This window comes from Maridesulfovibrio salinus (assembly GCF_055394525.1).
The window spans coordinates 3397271-3413889 of record NZ_AP042461.1 but is presented as its reverse complement, the minus strand read 5'-3'; the positions used below and the strand labels follow the sequence as shown (position 1 = coordinate 3413889).

20 protein-coding genes and 3 pseudogenes are annotated in these 16619 nt (G+C 45.9%); 19 read left to right on the top strand and 4 right to left on the bottom strand.

Annotated features, from left to right (window positions below):
• Positions 1-26: 26 nt before the first annotated feature.
• From ACZ5PW_RS15730 to ACZ5PW_RS15720, 3 genes are all read right to left on the bottom strand, one after another.
• A complete protein-coding gene (locus ACZ5PW_RS15730; RefSeq protein WP_464555411.1) occupies positions 27-290 on the bottom strand; it encodes an RNA recognition motif domain-containing protein in 264 nt (87 codons plus the stop codon).
• A gap of 671 nt (positions 291-961) precedes the next feature.
• Positions 962-1225, bottom strand: a complete 264-nt coding sequence (locus ACZ5PW_RS15725; RefSeq protein ID WP_464555408.1) for an RNA recognition motif domain-containing protein — start codon at positions 1223-1225, stop codon at positions 962-964.
• A gap of 394 nt (positions 1226-1619) precedes the next feature.
• The gene (locus tag ACZ5PW_RS15720; RefSeq protein ID WP_464555406.1) at positions 1620-2666 is read right to left on the bottom strand and encodes a tRNA dihydrouridine synthase; all 1047 of its coding nucleotides are present in this window, start codon (positions 2664-2666) and stop codon (positions 1620-1622) included.
• 534 nt (positions 2667-3200) lie between these two features.
• On the opposite strand from ACZ5PW_RS15720, the gene ACZ5PW_RS15715 reads away from it, so the two are divergent.
• The 5 genes from ACZ5PW_RS15715 to ACZ5PW_RS15695 all read left to right on the top strand — a co-directional run bounded on the left by ACZ5PW_RS15715 (position 3201) and on the right by ACZ5PW_RS15695 (position 6694).
• Positions 3201-3539, top strand: a complete 339-nt coding sequence (locus tag ACZ5PW_RS15715; RefSeq protein ID WP_464555404.1) for a hypothetical protein — start codon at positions 3201-3203, stop codon at positions 3537-3539.
• Positions 3532-4341, top strand: coding sequence for an endoprotease (locus tag ACZ5PW_RS15710; RefSeq protein ID WP_464555402.1), 810 nt, complete (start codon positions 3532-3534; stop codon positions 4339-4341). Before ACZ5PW_RS15715 ends, ACZ5PW_RS15710 begins: the two co-directional genes overlap by 8 nt.
• A 527-nt stretch (positions 4342-4868) precedes the next feature.
• Complete coding sequence (locus tag ACZ5PW_RS15705; protein ID WP_464555400.1) at positions 4869-5837, top strand: major capsid protein; 969 nt, start codon at positions 4869-4871, stop codon at positions 5835-5837.
• A gap of 181 nt (positions 5838-6018) precedes the next feature.
• Positions 6019-6411, top strand: a complete 393-nt coding sequence (locus ACZ5PW_RS15700; RefSeq protein ID WP_464555399.1) for a Bbp16 family capsid cement protein — start codon at positions 6019-6021, stop codon at positions 6409-6411.
• Between the two features lie 10 nt (positions 6412-6421).
• A complete protein-coding gene (locus ACZ5PW_RS15695) occupies positions 6422-6694 on the top strand; it encodes a hypothetical protein (protein WP_464555397.1) in 273 nt (90 codons plus the stop codon).
• 88 nt (positions 6695-6782) lie between these two features.
• Here the strand turns inward: ACZ5PW_RS15695 and ACZ5PW_RS15690 are convergent, their stop codons facing one another.
• Positions 6783-7685: a universal stress protein gene (locus tag ACZ5PW_RS15690; protein WP_464555395.1), complete on the bottom strand. Its 903-nt coding sequence runs from the start codon at positions 7683-7685 to the stop codon at positions 6783-6785.
• A gap of 317 nt (positions 7686-8002) precedes the next feature.
• On the opposite strand from ACZ5PW_RS15690, the gene ACZ5PW_RS15685 reads away from it, so the two are divergent.
• From ACZ5PW_RS15685 to ACZ5PW_RS15620, 14 genes and pseudogenes are all read left to right on the top strand, one after another.
• Positions 8003-10051 (top strand): RHS repeat domain-containing protein, encoded by a 2049-nt coding sequence (locus ACZ5PW_RS15685; protein WP_464555394.1) that lies wholly within the window; start codon positions 8003-8005, stop codon positions 10049-10051.
• 54 nt (positions 10052-10105) lie between these two features.
• On the top strand, positions 10106-10786 hold the full coding sequence (locus ACZ5PW_RS15680) for a hypothetical protein (RefSeq protein WP_464555392.1): 681 nt from the start codon (positions 10106-10108) through the stop codon (positions 10784-10786).
• Between the two features lie 132 nt (positions 10787-10918).
• A pseudogene (locus ACZ5PW_RS15675) lies at positions 10919-11002 on the top strand (RHS repeat-associated core domain-containing protein); the annotation flags it as partial.
• Positions 11003-11632, top strand: coding sequence for a hypothetical protein (locus ACZ5PW_RS15670; protein WP_464555391.1), 630 nt, complete (start codon positions 11003-11005; stop codon positions 11630-11632). It begins immediately after the preceding pseudogene.
• 707 nt (positions 11633-12339) lie between these two features.
• Entirely contained in the window at positions 12340-12810 is a 471-nt protein-coding gene (locus ACZ5PW_RS15665) for an RHS repeat-associated core domain-containing protein (protein WP_464560435.1), read from the top strand.
• A gap of 897 nt (positions 12811-13707) precedes the next feature.
• Positions 13708-13812: pseudogene (locus ACZ5PW_RS15660) on the top strand (RHS repeat-associated core domain-containing protein); the annotation flags it as partial.
• Positions 13813-14553 carry a hypothetical protein gene (locus ACZ5PW_RS15655; RefSeq protein ID WP_464560485.1) on the top strand — a complete coding sequence of 247 codons (741 nt, stop codon included), beginning with the start codon at positions 13813-13815 and terminating at the stop codon, positions 14551-14553. It abuts the pseudogene before it with no gap.
• A gap of 2 nt (positions 14554-14555) precedes the next feature.
• The gene (locus tag ACZ5PW_RS15650; protein WP_464555390.1) at positions 14556-14870 is read left to right on the top strand and encodes a hypothetical protein; all 315 of its coding nucleotides are present in this window, start codon (positions 14556-14558) and stop codon (positions 14868-14870) included.
• 104 nt (positions 14871-14974) lie between these two features.
• Positions 14975-15058, top strand: a pseudogene (locus ACZ5PW_RS15645) (RHS repeat-associated core domain-containing protein); the annotation flags it as partial.
• A 72-nt stretch (positions 15059-15130) separates the two neighbouring features.
• The gene (locus tag ACZ5PW_RS15640) at positions 15131-15451 is read left to right on the top strand and encodes a hypothetical protein (protein WP_464555388.1); all 321 of its coding nucleotides are present in this window, start codon (positions 15131-15133) and stop codon (positions 15449-15451) included.
• Positions 15452-15546: 95 nt separating this feature from the next.
• On the top strand, positions 15547-15693 hold the full coding sequence (locus ACZ5PW_RS15635; protein ID WP_464555387.1) for a hypothetical protein: 147 nt from the start codon (positions 15547-15549) through the stop codon (positions 15691-15693).
• Positions 15690-15914: a hypothetical protein gene (locus tag ACZ5PW_RS15630; protein WP_464555386.1), complete on the top strand. Its 225-nt coding sequence runs from the start codon at positions 15690-15692 to the stop codon at positions 15912-15914. Before ACZ5PW_RS15635 ends, ACZ5PW_RS15630 begins: the two co-directional genes overlap by 4 nt.
• Positions 15915-15981: 67 nt before the next feature.
• Entirely contained in the window at positions 15982-16221 is a 240-nt protein-coding gene (locus ACZ5PW_RS15625) for a hypothetical protein (protein WP_464555384.1), read from the top strand.
• Between the two features lie 75 nt (positions 16222-16296).
• The gene (locus ACZ5PW_RS15620; protein ID WP_464560433.1) at positions 16297-16614 is read left to right on the top strand and encodes an RHS repeat-associated core domain-containing protein; all 318 of its coding nucleotides are present in this window, start codon (positions 16297-16299) and stop codon (positions 16612-16614) included.
• Positions 16615-16619 lie beyond the last annotated feature (5 nt).

The following is a 16619-nucleotide window of genomic DNA, read 5'->3' as shown; positions in this document are numbered from 1 at the left end:
AGTCTTTTAAGACTTACAGAAACAGACTACCAGCGGGGGCGTTCTGCTCTGGGCTTGGCTTCGTTAACCTTGAGGTTACGGCCATCAAAATCTTTGCCGTCAAGAGCTTCGATAGCATCGAGAGCTCCGTTGTCGTCCATTTCTACGAAACCGAAACCACGGGGGCGACCGGTTTCACGATCTTCGATGAGTTTAACAGAAATAACTTCACCGTAAGCTTCAAAGGATGCACGGACATCTTCTTCAGAAGCGGACCAAGGCAGATTACCAACATAGATGTTCTTAGACATTCAAAATTCTCCAGAAAAGTAAAAAGTATCTCAGCGCCCGTGCACCAAAAAAAAAGAGCCGTGTACAAGATGCGTACTCAGCTCCTCGATAGACATGTTTGATTAAACCAGCGCTAGTCACAGTCTGACCGTGCCTTCACGGGAACGGCTGGTGTTTGATTTGGAGAGAATCTTCTAATTATGGATTAAAGTCAAGCAGTATTTATAAAAAAGTGTATTGATGTCTCTATTTTCAGATTTTTTCTACGTAAGATGTTGTAAAAATTTAAAATATTTGTCTGCAAAAGTCATGAAGGCTTTCCCGGCTGATCAACGGGAGCATTATAAATGATCATTCCTTCTCGTGACCAAATCAAACCGATCAGGATCAGCTTCAATTTTCATGCTTATTTAATAATCCGGGATTGAGATATAAATTTTAATGGTGCTATATTTGTGATCCATTGTTTCGGATTATTTAATCCCAAGCCCGTAAACAGGCCATTGAAGATGGAAATTTAATAGATGTAACAGGAAAGGCCAAGGAGATTGGATTCAAGGTTCAAGTTGTTGTCGTTGAATCAGCATTAAAGCTGCATTAAATAGTTTCATATTCAATATGAAATAAAAAACGCCCGATTCTCGTAAGAGAACCGGGCGCTGAAAAGTCTTTTAAGACTTACAGAAACAGACTACCAGCGGGGGCGTTCTGCTCTGGGCTTGGCTTCGTTAACCTTGAGGTTACGGCCATCGAAGTCTTTACCGTCAAGAGCTTCGATAGCATCGAGAGCGCCGTTGTCGTCCATTTCTACGAAACCGAAACCACGGGGGCGACCGGTGTCACGATCTTCGATGAGCTTGACAGATACAACTTCACCGTAAGCTTCAAAGGAAACACGGATATCTTCTTCAGAAGCGGACCAAGGCAGATTACCAACATAGATGTTCTTAGACATTCAAAATTCTCCAGAAAAGTAAAAAAGTATATCAGTGCCCGCGCACCAAAAAAAAAGAGCCGTGTACAAGATGCGTACTCGGCTCCTCGATAGACATGTTTAATATAACCAGCGCTAGTCACAGTCTGACCGTGCCTTCACGGGAACGGCTGGTGTTTGATTTGGGAAGAATCCTCTAATACTGGATTAAAGTCAAGCAGTATTTAGAAAAAACTATATTGATATCTTTATATCAGAGTTTTTATTTGTAAGGCGTTGTAAAAATTGGAATATCTTTCTGAAAAAGTCATGGAGAATTTCCCGTCGGGTCAACGTAAATATCATAAATGATCACTACCTCTCGTGACCAAATCAAACCAATCAGGACAAATTTGAATTTTCACTCACACCAAGCTTACAGGCTGTATAGATTCATGTTCGGGGTCTGCTTTAGCGACATGTCCGGCTTGATATGTTCTTTTGCCATCCGGCGCACGTCATCCATTGTTTTGGCTGTGGAGAAGGTTGCCTGCAGGCTGTGGCCGAACCTGAAATTGGCGGCAAAGTAGGCCATGAACAGCCGGAACCTTTTAATTCCGCGGATCGGATCGAATTCCTGTTCAAGTGCTGTTGCCAGACGCAGAACGTAATCCTGAAAGATGTTTTCATCGGGTGTGAAGTCTGATGTCCACTGGGCGAAAAGCCACGGGCGGGCGATAGCCATCCGTCCGATGGATACCCCGTCACATCCTGTTTTATCCAGCATATCCTGGCAATGCTGCGGGGTCGTCACATCCCCATTGCCGAACACAGGGATGGATACCGCTTCCTTGATATAACGGATATGTTCGATGATCGGCGGACGGGTGCGTTTATCCGGGGATACCCGGGGATGAAAGACCAGACAGTCCGCGCCTGCCGACTCAAGCCTTCTGGAGAGATCCACCGCCGGAGCTATTTCTCTGGACCAGCCTGTGCGCAGCTTTACAAAAACCGGAATGGATACGGCCTTACGGACCGCTTCCACAATCTCCGCCGCTTTGTCGGGAGTCTTGAGCAGCGCTGCTCCGGCCTCCCGCTTGATCATGCCCCTCGCCGAACAGCCCATGTTTATATCAACACCGAAGAATCCTTCCCGCTCAACACGCTTGGCCGCAATAACCATTTCCTCGGCAGTGGCTCCCGCCAACTGGCAGACCAGACCGGGCAGTTCCCATTCATGCCAGCGAAATACCGGAGAAATACGTGGATTCTCAGTCGGAACAGCCCTTGCGCTGCACATTTCCGTAAAGGCCAGACCGCAGGAACCGTAATGAGCCAGAACCTCGCGGTAAGCACTGTGGGTCAGTCCGGCCATGGGCGCCAGCCAGAGTCTGTTGGGGATGGTTCTCCCCCCAATGACTACGGGGGTGTTGAGCCGCTCCGCAAGTCCGGGAAATTCTGTGTGGATGGATTCGTTCATGTAAAAGCAAGTGTTATTGGTTCATGGGATGCAGCATTGCGTATACTTTTGTCGGGTAACGGGCAAGACCGGAAAGCCATGAAAAATCAATTTCAACCGCCAATGGCATGGAATACGGAACTATGATTTTGAAATCCCCTTAGCCTCTTCATATCCTGATGACTTTAACTATGCTCTCAAGCCATCCCTGATCGATTATCAAAAAGTACAGTCGTTTCTCCTTCGTGTTAAAGTATAAAATAACAGCATGTTATGCCAGGTTTTCGGCCGTATTCTTACGCTGCCTCTTACCACTTAGATATTGTTTTCATAAAAAAATCAAAAAAATACACAGGGCGGACCTGAGTTGGGTGAAAAATGTCCGGCCTGTACCCTATTATGCCTCTTCGAAAGGGCGGTTGCAGCTTTCACAGCGGGACGCATAATTCGTTGAATCGTTAAAAACGTCTTGCCATGTAACTGTACGCTGCCCTGCGTTTAAGTGAATTGTTCTTTTGAAAAGTAACATCAGGATTCAAGGAGGTAGTTGCTCAGATGACATTGGATTCCGGTTTTCTGGAAGATGAAAAGCAGCAGGCGGACGAAATAAAGAAGCAGCAGCGCCGTGAGGCGGAGCAGTTCATGTCCGATATACGCAAGACTTTCGGAACCGCGCATGGAAAACGCATCTTTACTTTCCTGCTGGAGCAGGGAGGTGTGAACGCGGCTCTCTTTTCCAAAGAGGCCGATATTTACCGCAATGTGGCCGTGCATGATTTTGTGGTGGAGAACGTTCTTTCAGCGGTGGTCATGGCCGATGAGGAAATCTACCTTTCCATCATTCGTGAAAGGGCCGAAAGATTGCGGCATGAGGAGGAATTGAAAAATGAATGAGTCAGCTGATCACGAAACGGAATTGTCCGTGGAGAGCGGGCCTCCCGATCAGCAGCCGGAGCGGCAGGCGGATTCGCGGTCCGGTCAGCTTTCCGCTGATTCAGCGGCCGACAATGGAGCCGATCAGGTTCAGGATGGAAGGGATAGCAGTTCCGGATTCAAAGGACTTCATCCCGCGCGTCCATCAGTCGGAGATGGCAAAGAACCCGAAGGCCCGGCGCGGAGTCAGAAAGCAGGAAACAGCGCAGACAATTCCGCTGAAGACGGAGTTGTTTCCGCAAAATCCGGCCCGAAGCGGGACGGCGGGGAAGGGTCCTCGGGGGCACCCGCACAGGCCCCGATTCCCCCGGCTCCCGAAGAGTACAATATAGATTACAGGCAGCCCGGCGGTATTGATCCTTACATCGATAGTCAGTTCAGGAGCTTTGCGCATCAGAACGGGGTGTCCGGTGAACTGGCCCAGAAAATGGTGGATTTCAACAGCTCGCTCGAAGCGGCAAGGTGGCAGGATCACCAGCAGCAGGTGGAGCAGTGGGAGCGTGAAACAAGGTCGCTGCCCGGATGGCACGGGCGGAACTATACCCGGAACATAGGCATCGCCAGAAGAGCAATGCAGACTTTCGGGTCACCCGAACTAGCGGAGCTGGTCGGCTCGTCCGGGTACGGTAATCATCCCGAAGTTGTGAAAGCTTTCTATAACGTAGGAAAGTGCTTGTCAGAAGACTCATACGTGGACAGCAACAGGCGGACTCCACGGAAGAAAACTATCGGGGAGATACTATATCCCAATCAACCTGTTTAATCTCTAGAGCTCTCCGAGGGCCAGAGGGGGAAAACTTTTGAAAAAGTTTTCCCCCTCTGGACTCCCCCTTTCAAAAGCTTTTAACAAGGCTTCGCCGCTGGGAATCGGACAGAAAGAAGTTAAGCTAAATTATCTTCTCCATCGGTTTACATTGGATTTTCCGAAACCTGAGCGAAGCTTATTGAAAAGTTTAGGAGAGTCCAGAGAACCCTTTCCAAAGGGTTCTTTGGTCCCCGAAGGGCTGCCGGAGGCCATACAGAGAGTAGTATGATTTAATCATCTTCTACATGCACGAGTCGTAGACAAGAAAGCTTTGCAGAACCTTCGGTTAACATTGGATTTTGCAGAAACCGGAGCGAAGCTTATTAAAAAGTTTAGGAGAGTCCAGAGAACCCTTTCCAAAGGGTTCTTTGGTCCCCGAAGGGCCGCCGGAGGCCATACAGTAAATTTTGAAAAGAACGCTTTTAAGCGTCCATTGTAACTTAGAGCTCCCAGAGGGCCTTAATCATATTTAAGGAGAATCAACTATGGGAACTCTTGGAACTAACGCACTTACTCTTTCTGAATGGTCCAACCGCACTGATCCGGGCGGCAAGGTATCGGAAATCACCGAAGTCCTGTCCCTTACCAACGAGGTTCTGGATGACGCTGCCTGGGTTGAGGGCAACCTGCCCACCGGCCACCGCACCACCGTGCGCACCGACCTGCCGACTGTAAGCTGGCGCAAGCTGAACTACGGCGTGAAGCCCAGTAAATCCCGCACCAAGCAGATCGATGACACCTGCGGCATGCTCGAATCCTACGCTGAAATCGACAAGGCCCTGTGCGACCTGAACGGCGACTCCTCCAATTTCCGTACTTCCGAGGAGCGTGCTTTTCTGGAAGCCATGAACAAGGAATTCGCGGACACTTTCATCTATGGCGACACTGCTCTGGAACCTGAGAAATTCCTCGGCCTCGCACCGCGTTTCAATTCCCTTGAACACAAAAACGTCATTAACTTCGGCGGCAGTGGCAACAACTGCACCTCCATCTGGATCGTCTGCTGGTCCGATCAGACCGTCCACTTCACCTTCCCCAAGGGAAGCAAAAGCGGCCTGGCACACAACGACCTCGGTGAAGTAACCCTCGAAGATGCGGCAGGCGGCAGATATCAGGGCGTGCGCACCCATTACAAATGGTCCCCCGGCCTTGTTGTGCGTGACTGGCGTTACGTAGTGCGCATCGCATCCATTGATCCCAAAAACATGGGTGAAAATTCTCTGCGCCACTCACTCATCGAAGGTCTGAACATGATCCCCAACACCAACATGGGCAAGACAGTTATCTACTGCAACCAGTCCGTCAAAACACAGCTGGATATCGAAGCGGCAGACAAGAGCAACGTGATGCTGAAAACCGAAAACTGGGAAGGCAAACCCGTGACCACCTTCTGGGGCTGCCCGGTGCGCCGTGTGGATTCCATCCTGAATACCGAGTCCGCGATCACCGCTTAAAAGCTGGCTGTTTCGCGCATTATGAAAATTTAATTAATACTCCGGCGGCGCATGAAAAAGTATCCGGCTGAAATAGAAGCGAAGCCCGATAAAAAGTTTAGGAGAGTCCAGAGAACCCTTTTCAAAGGGTTCTCTGGTCCCCGAAGGGCCGCCGGAGGCATATAACAATAAGGAGATTAAAATGTTTTTAGATAAAGAACTTTGTTTTTGTGAAGAACAGGCCATCACCGCCAGCGCGGTTTCCGAAAATGTAATCAATGCCGGAGAAGACAGCGGCTCCGGCTCCACTGTACGCCTGAAAGTCATGGTGGACGGTGAATCCTTTGCCGGGCTGACCAGTCTGCGTGTGGGCGTGCAGGCATCCGCCACAGAAAGTTTCGCTCTTTTTGATACCCTTTTTGAGTCCGGTTCCATCTCGGTTGCGGACCTGAAGCCCGGCTACACCTTTCCGCTGCCTGCGCTGCCCGCGAAACATGGCGCTTTCCTGCGCCTTTCCTTCACCGTTACCGGAGCCAACGCCACAGCCGGTAAGGTCAGCGGCTACCTGATCATGGACGATCAGACCAACGTTTAAGGCGGATAAGATGAAATATATCTGCAAAAGAAACTGCTACGTAAGGAACGCTCAGGGTGTGCTGCAGCATTTTAAGGAAGGTGATGTGGTTGAGTATGACCGGAAAGCGGATGTAACCGAACACTTCGAGTGCGCTGAAACAGGCGCGGATAACGGTTGCGGTGATTCGGAACAGGAGAAAGCCGAACTGCGCAGAAAAATCAGGGAACTGAAAATCAACTGCCCGCCCAACGCGGGTATTGAGACAATGCGTAGAAAAATCAAGGAGGCGGAAGAAAAGTAAAACAATTGCTATGTCCTGACATTCCCGGTGAAATAAATAATCCCCCGTTCATTTACTGAGCGGGGGATTTATCTTGCCGTGGCTGATCTTAACTTACAGGACTTACGAATCCGGCGGGTTTGATTGCGATCAGTGATTCGGTAATTGATCCCGCAATTACTTCAGCGGTGTTGCCGATGAGCAGTCCGGACACACCGGATCTGGCCACGCTGCCCATGACTACGATATCCATTTTCTGGTCTGCAGCGTACTCGGGAATCACTGTTCCGGGATTGCCGTGAAGAATAACCCTCTTGGGCTCGCTGGCAAAAGATACGGAATCGACTATCCGGTTGAAATCCCGGGTGCTGACGTCCTTTTCATAATCCAGATATTTGTCAACTTCCTGTTCGGAAAAGTAGGGGCTTCCGGTCACGTTTTCAAGGTATCCGCTCCAGCAGTGCAGCACGTGCAGCTTACCGCCGAGAACCCGGTTAAGCTCTGCCGCGTGCTTCAAAATATCCTTATTGTGTCTGTCGCTGCTCTCATTGCCGTCATAAGGACCGACCGCGGCCAAAATCCTAACGGCTCCACGCCATAAATGGCCGTGATGGACCCATACCGGGCAGGGGCATTTGCGCATCAGGTGCATTCCGGTACTGTCGATGGCCTTGCCTTGCTCGACTGACGGGCAGATTACAAGGTCGTGCCTGTCTTCATTTACGGTCTTGATGCATTCAATGAAGTCCTTGCCCCAACGGGTCTTGAAATTGACCTTTTTACACACCTCTTCATCCAGTTCCTTCTCCAGCTCAGCGTTGTGACCTTTCAGGATCACTTCTTTGAGGTCACGCCCCTGTGACCGGAAATAGTCAAGAACAGAGGATCGCGGATTTTCAAAAACATTGAGCACCGTTAGTTCGGCTCCGGCTTTTTCGGCAAAATCAAGAGAGTGCTTAATCAGCGCGGCATCTACAACGGCTCCGAGATGAAGCAGAATTTTCCTGTACATATTATGTCTCCGTTTCTAGGCGGTCCTTAAAGCTCCGAGCGGAGCACGCATGCGCATATTATATCTTCCAATGGCTGTGAATCTGTTCGGGTATATAAATTATTCAGTCCACCATAACAGGATGGAATGATAAAGAATAGTACCTGCCATTTATATTTTGCAAAAATAGTTGAAATAACCGTCCACCCGGACCTGAGTTGGGTTAATTATGTCCGCCCTGGCTGCTATTCCTGAGGTTTGAATCCGGTCAGCATACTGAAATCAATGGGGTTTCAGCATGCTGCCGCAAACCTACAAACTTAAAGGAAGCAGGTATAATGAAATTTTCAGATTATGTGTTGAGAAAGAGAGACCGCAAGGAGATGAGCACCGGGCATGTGCTCTACGGCGAAAACGAACCGCCCGAGAAGCAGCTCGAAAATATGTGGGTGATCGTGAACCGCCGCAGCGGTGAAGCGCTTGAGGAACCAAGGCCAGATTTTTCGGAGTTCTCAAAAGGCGACCGCATGTATCCTTCCATGATGAAGCCCGAAGTGAAGGCCCGCTGGGACCGGAAAAATCTTGAATGGGAAGACAGCAAAGCAAACCATGCGAAGCTCAAGCGCATGGTCCACGCAAGGTTCATGGCTGAGAACCCTGATCTTCCGGTGGTGCAGGGCTTGCGGAACACCACCTACGGCAATGAGATTTCTTCCGAATACGAAAGCTTCATCCAGCGGGAAAGAGCCCGTCTGAGCCGTCAGCCGCAACGTGAGCCGCAGTCCGGCACAGGCGAGACAATTGCCGATGAATTGCAGCGTGATGGCGTGGATATCAGCGAGCTTGGCGATGAGGTGCTCCCTTTCCGAATCCCTGAATCCGGCACTCCTTTCGCTATTCTTGCCCTGAACAGGGATGAGGGGCTGCGCATAGAATCCAAGGCGCTGGTCAGTGCCGAAAGCAGTCATGTGATGGATTACGAATACGATGAAGAGGGCCGCCTGATCAAATCCGGATACAACGGTCAGCCCGTTGAAATGTATCAGTATAACAAGAACGGGCAGCGGATTTTTTCACAGGTTGCGGGCAGCACGCCCCTGCGGATGCGCTACAATGAAAAAGGTCAGCTAGTGCATTCTGGAATCGCGGCCTACAGGTACGATGAAGACGGTTTTCTGGCTGAGAAGCACGATGCGGAAGGGGTGACTGTCTACCGCTATCTGCATAGCGGCCAGCTCAGCGAAGTGCTGCTTCCCGACGGGCGGCATATAAAATACCGCTTCAACAGGGACGGGCTGCGGACGCAAAAACTTATCAACGGCGGCCTGCGTGAGCGTTACGAGTGGGCAGATATGGTGACGCTCACGGCAGTGGAAAACGTGCTCGGCACTGTCCGGTACCATTATAATGAAGAGGGCCGGGTGGTTGCCCTTGAGCGTTGCGGTAAAGGATACATTGTCGCTACCGACCAGCTCGGCAGCATTTTTAGTGTTGCGGATTTGTCGGGTAATAATGTACAGGAGGTTCTATATGATTCTTTCGGAGGAAAGATACTGGACAGTAACCCCGATCTTTCACAACCGCTGGGCTTCGCCGGAGGTTTGTACGACCCCGACACCAACCTGATCCATTTCGGCTACCGGGAATACGACCCGACCATCGGCAGGTTCATCTCGCCGGACCCGCTGGGGTTTGAGGGCGGCGATGTGGACCTGTACGGCTACTGCACTGATGATCCGGTTAATTTTATGGATCGCAGTGGGTTGGCGGGGAGTAGTGAAGCTGGTGAGGATGGGGAGAAGCAGGAGTCCGAGAGCTCAAGGGAGACTGGACAGATCAAGGATGATCGTAGTTTTTCTGGAGAGTTTGGTGACGCTCTTTTAGAAACGGCAAAAGGAACTGGTAAGGCTCTTTATAAAATCGGTTCTTTAGCTGTCGGGGCTACAGGAGAAATTGCAGCTGAGGCATTGGACAAGGCACACAAATTCTACAGTCCGATTACTCACTCTGAGACAAGAGACGAGGCCTTAAAATTTCTGCAAAGAAGAATCGAAGGTAAGGAGTCTTCAGCTAATGCTCCTGTTGAAATGGTAAAAAGCACTGCAAAGGCTGCCAAAGAAAGCTGGAATAATATGACGGAAAAAGAACGGTTGAAGCAAGAGAGGAGAGACGAGTTGGCAAGCAAACTTAACTCTAGTAGCGTGACTGACCTTTATAGTAGCAATGCAACGCTGAGAAAAAATAGGGCAGCAGTAATTAAGGCCAGTGTAGAAGATAAGTTGAAGAATTATGCCGAAGTTCAAATTTCTACTCCTGACACTGTCGTAACACCTGCACAATTTCTTATTGAGCGAGCAAATAAGTTATTAAGGAGCCGCAACAGGTGATAAAGTTGGTTATGCATTAGTTTTATATATTTTACGGATTGTTATGGAGATATAATGCTTTTGAAAAATATGATTGTAGATTCATTCGGTGTAATGTTTCGAAACAAAATCTCTCTATTTGTTTTGTATCTATATGTTTTGCTTAGTTATGTCTTTATTTATTCAAATGGAGCAAATGATTATACTTCGATGTATTCATTGAATTTATTTGTTGCATTTGCCATTAGTGCTATTGGGTGTAAAGAGTCTGGCTTAAAATTATTAAGATTTGATTTTCAATTTAGGATGACTTTTGTCTATTTAACTTTGCTTCTAATTCATCAATTAACAACAGTGACGACTGATTTTTTAAATCAGGATAATAGCTATTTAAATGAGGTTGTTAGTGGGATCTTGGTGTTTTTAGGGTATCATTTTGACAGTGAAGTGGCATATAAAGTCATTGTGGGAATTGTCTTGGAGTCAGTTTTTTATTGTTTGTTGTCTCCGCTAATGTATTTATTTGCAAGTCTTCGCTTTGCATTTAAAAAAATACTATCATTATCGATTTCCAGACTATTCTTGGGAATTATTTTGTTTGTAGTTACGGGATTTGTTTTTGCTGTGTTTGGTTTAATAGCTTTGCACATGATCAGTCTCTATGTTTATATTCCTATCTTTTCATTATATAATATTATTTTAGTAGTATTAGCTTATGTCGTAGGAAAGAATTCGTTTGTAAAAGATGAATCATAAAGCTTGTTAGGATAGAAAATTATGATCAATACCCCCGCACCACAACCCGGTGCGGGGCTTTTAATATCCACCACCGCATAAAAATTTTACGAGAACCATACCAGTGTTTCATCGCCCACCCCCGACACCAACCTGATCCATTTCGGCTACCGGGAATACGACCCGGCCATCGGCAGGTTCATCTCCCCCGACCCGCTGGGCTATGAGGGCGGCGATGTGGATCTGTACGGCTACTGCACTGATGATCCGGTTAATTTTATGGATCGCAGTGGGTTGGCGGGGAGTAGTGAGGCTGGTGAGGATGGTGAGAAGCAGAAGTCCGAGAGCTCAGGAGAGGCAGAAAAGATCAAGGATGATCGTAGTTTTTCTGGAGAGTTTGGTGACGCTCTTTTAGAAACGGCAAAAGGAACTGGTAGGGCTCTTTATAAAATCGGTTCTTTAGCTGTCGGGGCTACAGGAGAAATTGCAGCTGAGGCATTGGACAAGGCACACAAATTCTACAGTCCGATTACTCACTCTGAGACAAGAGACGAGGCCTTAAAATTTCTGCAAAGAAGAATCGAAGGTAAGGAGTCTTCTGCTAATGCTCCTGTTGAAATGGTAAAAAGCACTGCAAAGGCTGCCAAAGAAAGCTGGAATAATATGACGGAAAAAGAAAAGGCTCGTCTTGAGCGTATGGATAGAGCTTCTGCAAGCCTGAACTCTAATGGAACTCTTGCTGAAATAGCTAAAGAGTCTGTTCATGAATCTCTCAAGGGCTGGGCGAATACTTATTTGGATACTCCTGATAAGATAACCCCTATGACATATCTCATTAAGGAAATTGACAAAATACAAGAGAAATAATTTTAAATGGGGCAGTTCTAGCCGAATTGCCTCTTTTTATTTGGAGGTGTTTAGGATGGCCGGGTTGTTGATAAAAACATTTTGTAATGTAATTTCAAAGAATTGGATAGCAATTATAATCTTTTTTTTGTTTACCTTATGGACTTATTTTCAAGGTTCTTTACTCAATATTATGGTTTTATTGCAGGTTTGTGCATCAAGCGTCCTTCTTATCTGGTTAGGTACGAAAGACAGTAGAAGAAAAATGTTGTCTTCTAGTCGATTGCTTGATCTTTTATTTGTATCTCTGGTTTTGGTAATTGCCTATGCAATTGTCTGGGGTACGAGATCCATTATAACAAATGTTGTGTTTTCAACTGGCATGGCAGAGTATATAGCAGATGTATTCAGTTTGAATAGTAGTTATGGAGGTGTTTTTATAACTTTTCTGATAGATGTAGTAAGTAAGTGCTTGGTACTTACAGCATTTAGTGAGTTGATCTATGTTGTATCCATAAAGTCATATGCTGAAATAAAGAGAATACCAACAACTATACATTACTACTGGTTGTGTTTTACAGTGTTTAGTTTAATAAACATAGCTGTTTTTGCAGTCCTTGTTCTCTCTGTTTATGAGGGGGGAGCAATGTCTACTCGTTTAGTTATGAGTGTTTATGATTGTTTTTGTATTCTAATACCATTCTCGATCGGCAAGAACATCTTTGAAAATGTTCATGGTGGGTTATCCGATTTGGATAACCTTCAATGGGATAAGAGCATTTAGGAGATACAGATCGCCCACCCCCGACACCAACCTGATCCATTTCGGCTACCGTGAATACGACCCGACCATCGGCAGGTTCATCTCCCCCGACCCGTTGGGGTATGAGGGCGGCGATGTGGATCTGTACGGCTACTGCACTGATGATCCGGTTAATTTTATGGATCGCAGTGGGTTGGCGGGGAGTAGTGAGGCTGGTGAGGATGGGGAGAAGCAGGAAGACCCAAAAGAAAAATATGATGAAACCAAAGGGGATATTGCTGACTCAGCGATAAAAAACAATAAAAAGTCCTTAAAAAATGTTAATGATCAAACTATACAATCACGCCGCACTATTAATGACGACTGTTTTTATTCTTTTAGGAATTTATCTACTGACAACAGGAGCTATCCTCGGGCTATGGCTTGTTCTTGGTAGCTGTGCTTTCTTGTTAATGTCTGCGTATAGCGGAGTAGTTCTTTCGGAATATGAAGACGGGGTGATGACTCTGCAATTCAGTTTTTTTGAGCTCAAGGTTCCATTAGCAAAAGTGGACAACGTTAAGAAGAGTCACCTTTTAAGTATTCTCTGTGCCAAGGGGGTAGACTCATTTTATCTGTCAACTTCAAAGTGGGGATGTGTCGTTAAATACGCGGAAGATAAACAATATTATGGAAAAATACTGAAATCCTTAGCAGACAATTAATATTTCAATGCGAAGGAGTAGTCTGTGTTTAGTAAGTTATAAACTACTAGTGGCTCATATTGATCTGCAATTCTGAGAAGTACAGTAGTTTGAAATGATCTCTAATTTGGTTTTGATGAATATCTCTCCACAATAAGATTGTTTCTACAATATTTTGATTTAGACATAGCCCATAGTGTTTCACGAAGATTAATCTGTGAGTGTGATAATATGACTTCTTTTTTTCTTAGTTTTATTGATTTGGTTATGTTGGCACTATACTTTTACTTTTTTGGAGTGCAAGTTCGTTGCCCTATCTGTAACAAGCCTCAACGTTCTTTAACATATAAACAATTTGGCATTATCCTAATAATATTAAATGTATTTTCGTTCTCACTAGATATGTTTAATGGCAATATGTTATTTAGCTATATAGATATCATTTTCTGGATATTGCCTGTTTATTTCCTTTTTCGTACACCTTCATTCTTTTGCAGACACTGCTTTAAAGAGATTCCACTTAAAGAAGAAGACATGTTGAACAAACCTTTGTTTTATTGATTTTTAACTACCCCGCACCACAACCCGGTGCGGGGCTTCCAATATCCACCACCGCATAATAATTTTACAGAAACTATACCCGTGCTTCATTGCCTACCCCCGACACCAACCTGATCCACTTCGGCTACCGGGAATACGACCCGACCATCGGCAGGTTCATCTCCCCCGACCCGCTGGGCTATGAGGGCGGCGATGTGGACCTGTACGGCTACTGCACTGATGATCCGGTTAATTTTATGGATCGCAGTGGGTTGGCGGGGAGTAGTGAAGCTGGTGAGGATGAGAAGGCAGAAACTTCTAATCTGAGTAAAAGGCGTGATGAATCAGGTGTTGATCCTCAGGCAGAAATAATTTCTGTTAAAGGAAATAAGGCTGATAAAAAGACCAAACCTGGATCAAATGACCGTCCTGCAGAGGATGTCGGCTCTCATGAATCTCCTAATCAGAAAAAGGCAGATGCCGAGAAAACTGAAGCTGTTCCGGAGGAAGATAAATCTTCAGATGCAGAGCCGGCAGCCCGTGAGTCAAATGAAAAGGAAGACGAGGGCGGTTTCTGGAACGCTGTTGCCAAAATGGGGCGTGGGACTGCGGATGCTCTGAGTCGTGCTGCAGAAACTCTTTCCGGTGATGGGGATGATTATATAAAATTTGCAAAATATGTCAGTCCGGAGAAACGTAAGATATTTAACGATATGATGTCAGAAGCACAAAGAAGTGGCATGGATTATTCAGCTGAAGGTTACCGTAAATTTGGCCCAGTTGGTGTTGCGCTTGGAATGGTAGGTGGATCGTTTGGTATGCTAAAAGGATTGGGGAGTGCTATTAACAAAAAAAAACAAAATGAGACAATTAAAAAGGTAGAAGAAAATCTTCGCGAACAACGTCAAAATATAGAAGATCGTTTAGATAATTTTAAAAAGAATTATAGGAAGTGATAATGACTGGTAAAGAGTTCAATAGTGTTATCTTTTTTTTAGCCTTGTTTTACTTTATTTTTTTTAGAGTAAAAGTAAAATGTCCACAATGCAGCCAGGAAACTAAAACAATGACTTATGCCCAGTTTGGTTTGACTTGGCTTCTTATGAGATCTTCCTACATTATTTATGATCTTGTTATGGGTAGTTCTATTAATTATTATCTTGAAATTCTGTTTTTAACCCCAGCTATTTACTACCTTTCCTCCGAACCGAAGTTCTATTGTCGTCATTGCATGAAAGGAATTCCTTATCGTGAGGAATATATGGTTAAATGAGTATACCCCCGCACCACAACCCGGTGTGGGGCTTTTAATATCCACCACCGCATAAAAATTATGGAAACCATACCAGTGCTTCATCGCCCACCCCCGACACCAACCTGATCCATTTCGGCTACCGTGAATACGACCCAACCATCGGCAGGTTCATCTCCCCCGACCCGCTGGGGTATGAGGGCGGCGATGTGGACCTGTACGGCTACTGCACTGATGATCTGGTTAATTTGGTGGATCGCAGTGGGTTGGCGGCATGGACAATGCCTTTAGTCGGTGGAGCAATTGGGCTTGGATATAGTGCGTATGATGGTTACGGTGATTGGAGAGATGTCAAGATTTCTGGAAAGGAATATCTGGCTTCAATAGGCTTGGGTGCTGTTACTGGCGCGACAAGTGCTTTGGGCGGCAGTTTAGGTGGGAGCTTATTATGGGGAGCAGGGAGTGCTGCAATTAATGATGTGGGTAATCAGTTAATTAAAGATGGAAAAGTTGATGATGTTGGAGAAGTGACAAAAGCAGCACTAAGCGGAGGTGGAGGAGCAATTATGGGTAAATTCGGGAGAAAGTTGGAAGCCTTGTAATCAAGAATTCTAAAGTAGATAAAATACCAGTTGAGCCAATTCGCGATTATGGAAAACTTGGTAGTGTTACAGGATCAATTCTTGGCTCTGAATTCATGAATAAAAGTACTGATAAAATAGAAAGTGGATTTAAAATTGAAGAGGAAGATAATAAAGATAAAAATGAAGGCAAAGAACCAAAATTAAGTAATAGCAAAAGAAAAGATAAAAAAAGAATTAATGCTAAGGAGCAAGATCGTTGATTGTTGGAAGAATCGTGCTATTTTTGCTTGCGGCTCTTGGGTATTGCGAGGTCGCAAGAAGAATTTATTCATTTTACAAGAATAGAGGAACTGATAAAAGACAATTGTCTTTTATAAGGCTCTTTAGTAATGAAAAAAATAATCCAACTGAAGAGCTTCTCACAGCATTTCCGTTGTTGGTGATCTGTCTCGTTCTTACTGTTGTAATTGTTGTTAAGTGAGTTAAGTCAGACCATGTTGTGTGGTCTGACTTTATTTTGACTGAGAGTTCTTGTTAGGTGTCTATTTATGTTGCTAGAAGCGTTGGGTGTTTTTGGGCTTGGTGTTATTTTCTTTGGAAGTATTTGGTGTATTTACAATTCCTTTCAAATGAAAAATAGTGATAAACGTTCCTTTTCATTGGATAGATTCTTTAATGATGAAAACAATCAGGGGCCCTATGAGGAGTTATTGAACGGTATCGTTGGACTTCTTGTTTTTGTCGCTCTTATATGTGTGTACTTCTTTCCAGATTTAGAGCTTTGGTAATGCCTTCAAATTTCGAATAATGGATCGGGAGGCGTTCTGTAGAAGCCCCGCACCACAACCGGTGCGGGGCTTCTAATATCACCACCGCATAAAAATTACGAGATCCATGCCAGTGCTTCATCGCCCACCCCCGACACCAACCTGATCCACTTCGGCTACCGGGAATACGACCCGGCCATCGGCAGGTTCATCTCCCCTGACCCGCTGAGGTATGATGGCGGCGATGTGGACCTGTACGGCTACTGCACTGATGATCCGGTTAATTTTATGGATCGCAGTGGGTTGGCGGGGAGTAGTGAAGCTGGTGAGGATGGGGGAGAAGCATATCAGTTGACAAAAAAACATATATACTTAGTTGTCAGCATAATAATTGACTTACAACACTATTGCTAATCACG

Excerpts from the sequence above, each read along its gene's own strand:
- ACZ5PW_RS15730 (WP_464555411.1), bottom strand. The coding sequence starts at position 290 with ATGTCTAAGAACATCTATGTTGGTAATCTGCCTTGGTCCGCTTCTGAA.
- ACZ5PW_RS15725 (WP_464555408.1), bottom strand. The coding sequence starts at position 1,225 with ATGTCTAAGAACATCTATGTTGGTAATCTGCCTTGGTCCGCTTCTGAA.
- ACZ5PW_RS15720 (WP_464555406.1), bottom strand. The coding sequence starts at position 2,666 with ATGAACGAATCCATCCACACAGAATTTCCCGGACTTGCGGAGCGGCTC.
- ACZ5PW_RS15715 (WP_464555404.1), top strand. The coding sequence starts at position 3,201 with ATGACATTGGATTCCGGTTTTCTGGAAGATGAAAAGCAGCAGGCGGAC.
- ACZ5PW_RS15710 (WP_464555402.1), top strand. The coding sequence starts at position 3,532 with ATGAATGAGTCAGCTGATCACGAAACGGAATTGTCCGTGGAGAGCGGG.
- ACZ5PW_RS15705 (WP_464555400.1), top strand. The coding sequence starts at position 4,869 with ATGGGAACTCTTGGAACTAACGCACTTACTCTTTCTGAATGGTCCAAC.
- ACZ5PW_RS15700 (WP_464555399.1), top strand. The coding sequence starts at position 6,019 with ATGTTTTTAGATAAAGAACTTTGTTTTTGTGAAGAACAGGCCATCACC.
- ACZ5PW_RS15695 (WP_464555397.1), top strand. The coding sequence starts at position 6,422 with ATGAAATATATCTGCAAAAGAAACTGCTACGTAAGGAACGCTCAGGGT.
- ACZ5PW_RS15690 (WP_464555395.1), bottom strand. The coding sequence starts at position 7,685 with ATGTACAGGAAAATTCTGCTTCATCTCGGAGCCGTTGTAGATGCCGCG.
- ACZ5PW_RS15685 (WP_464555394.1), top strand. The coding sequence starts at position 8,003 with ATGAAATTTTCAGATTATGTGTTGAGAAAGAGAGACCGCAAGGAGATG.
- ACZ5PW_RS15680 (WP_464555392.1), top strand. The coding sequence starts at position 10,106 with ATGCTTTTGAAAAATATGATTGTAGATTCATTCGGTGTAATGTTTCGA.
- ACZ5PW_RS15665 (WP_464560435.1), top strand. The coding sequence starts at position 12,340 with ATGTTCATGGTGGGTTATCCGATTTGGATAACCTTCAATGGGATAAGA.
- ACZ5PW_RS15650 (WP_464555390.1), top strand. The coding sequence starts at position 14,556 with ATGACTGGTAAAGAGTTCAATAGTGTTATCTTTTTTTTAGCCTTGTTT.
- ACZ5PW_RS15640 (WP_464555388.1), top strand. The coding sequence starts at position 15,131 with ATGCCTTTAGTCGGTGGAGCAATTGGGCTTGGATATAGTGCGTATGAT.
- ACZ5PW_RS15635 (WP_464555387.1), top strand. The coding sequence starts at position 15,547 with ATGAATAAAAGTACTGATAAAATAGAAAGTGGATTTAAAATTGAAGAG.
- ACZ5PW_RS15625 (WP_464555384.1), top strand. The coding sequence starts at position 15,982 with ATGTTGCTAGAAGCGTTGGGTGTTTTTGGGCTTGGTGTTATTTTCTTT.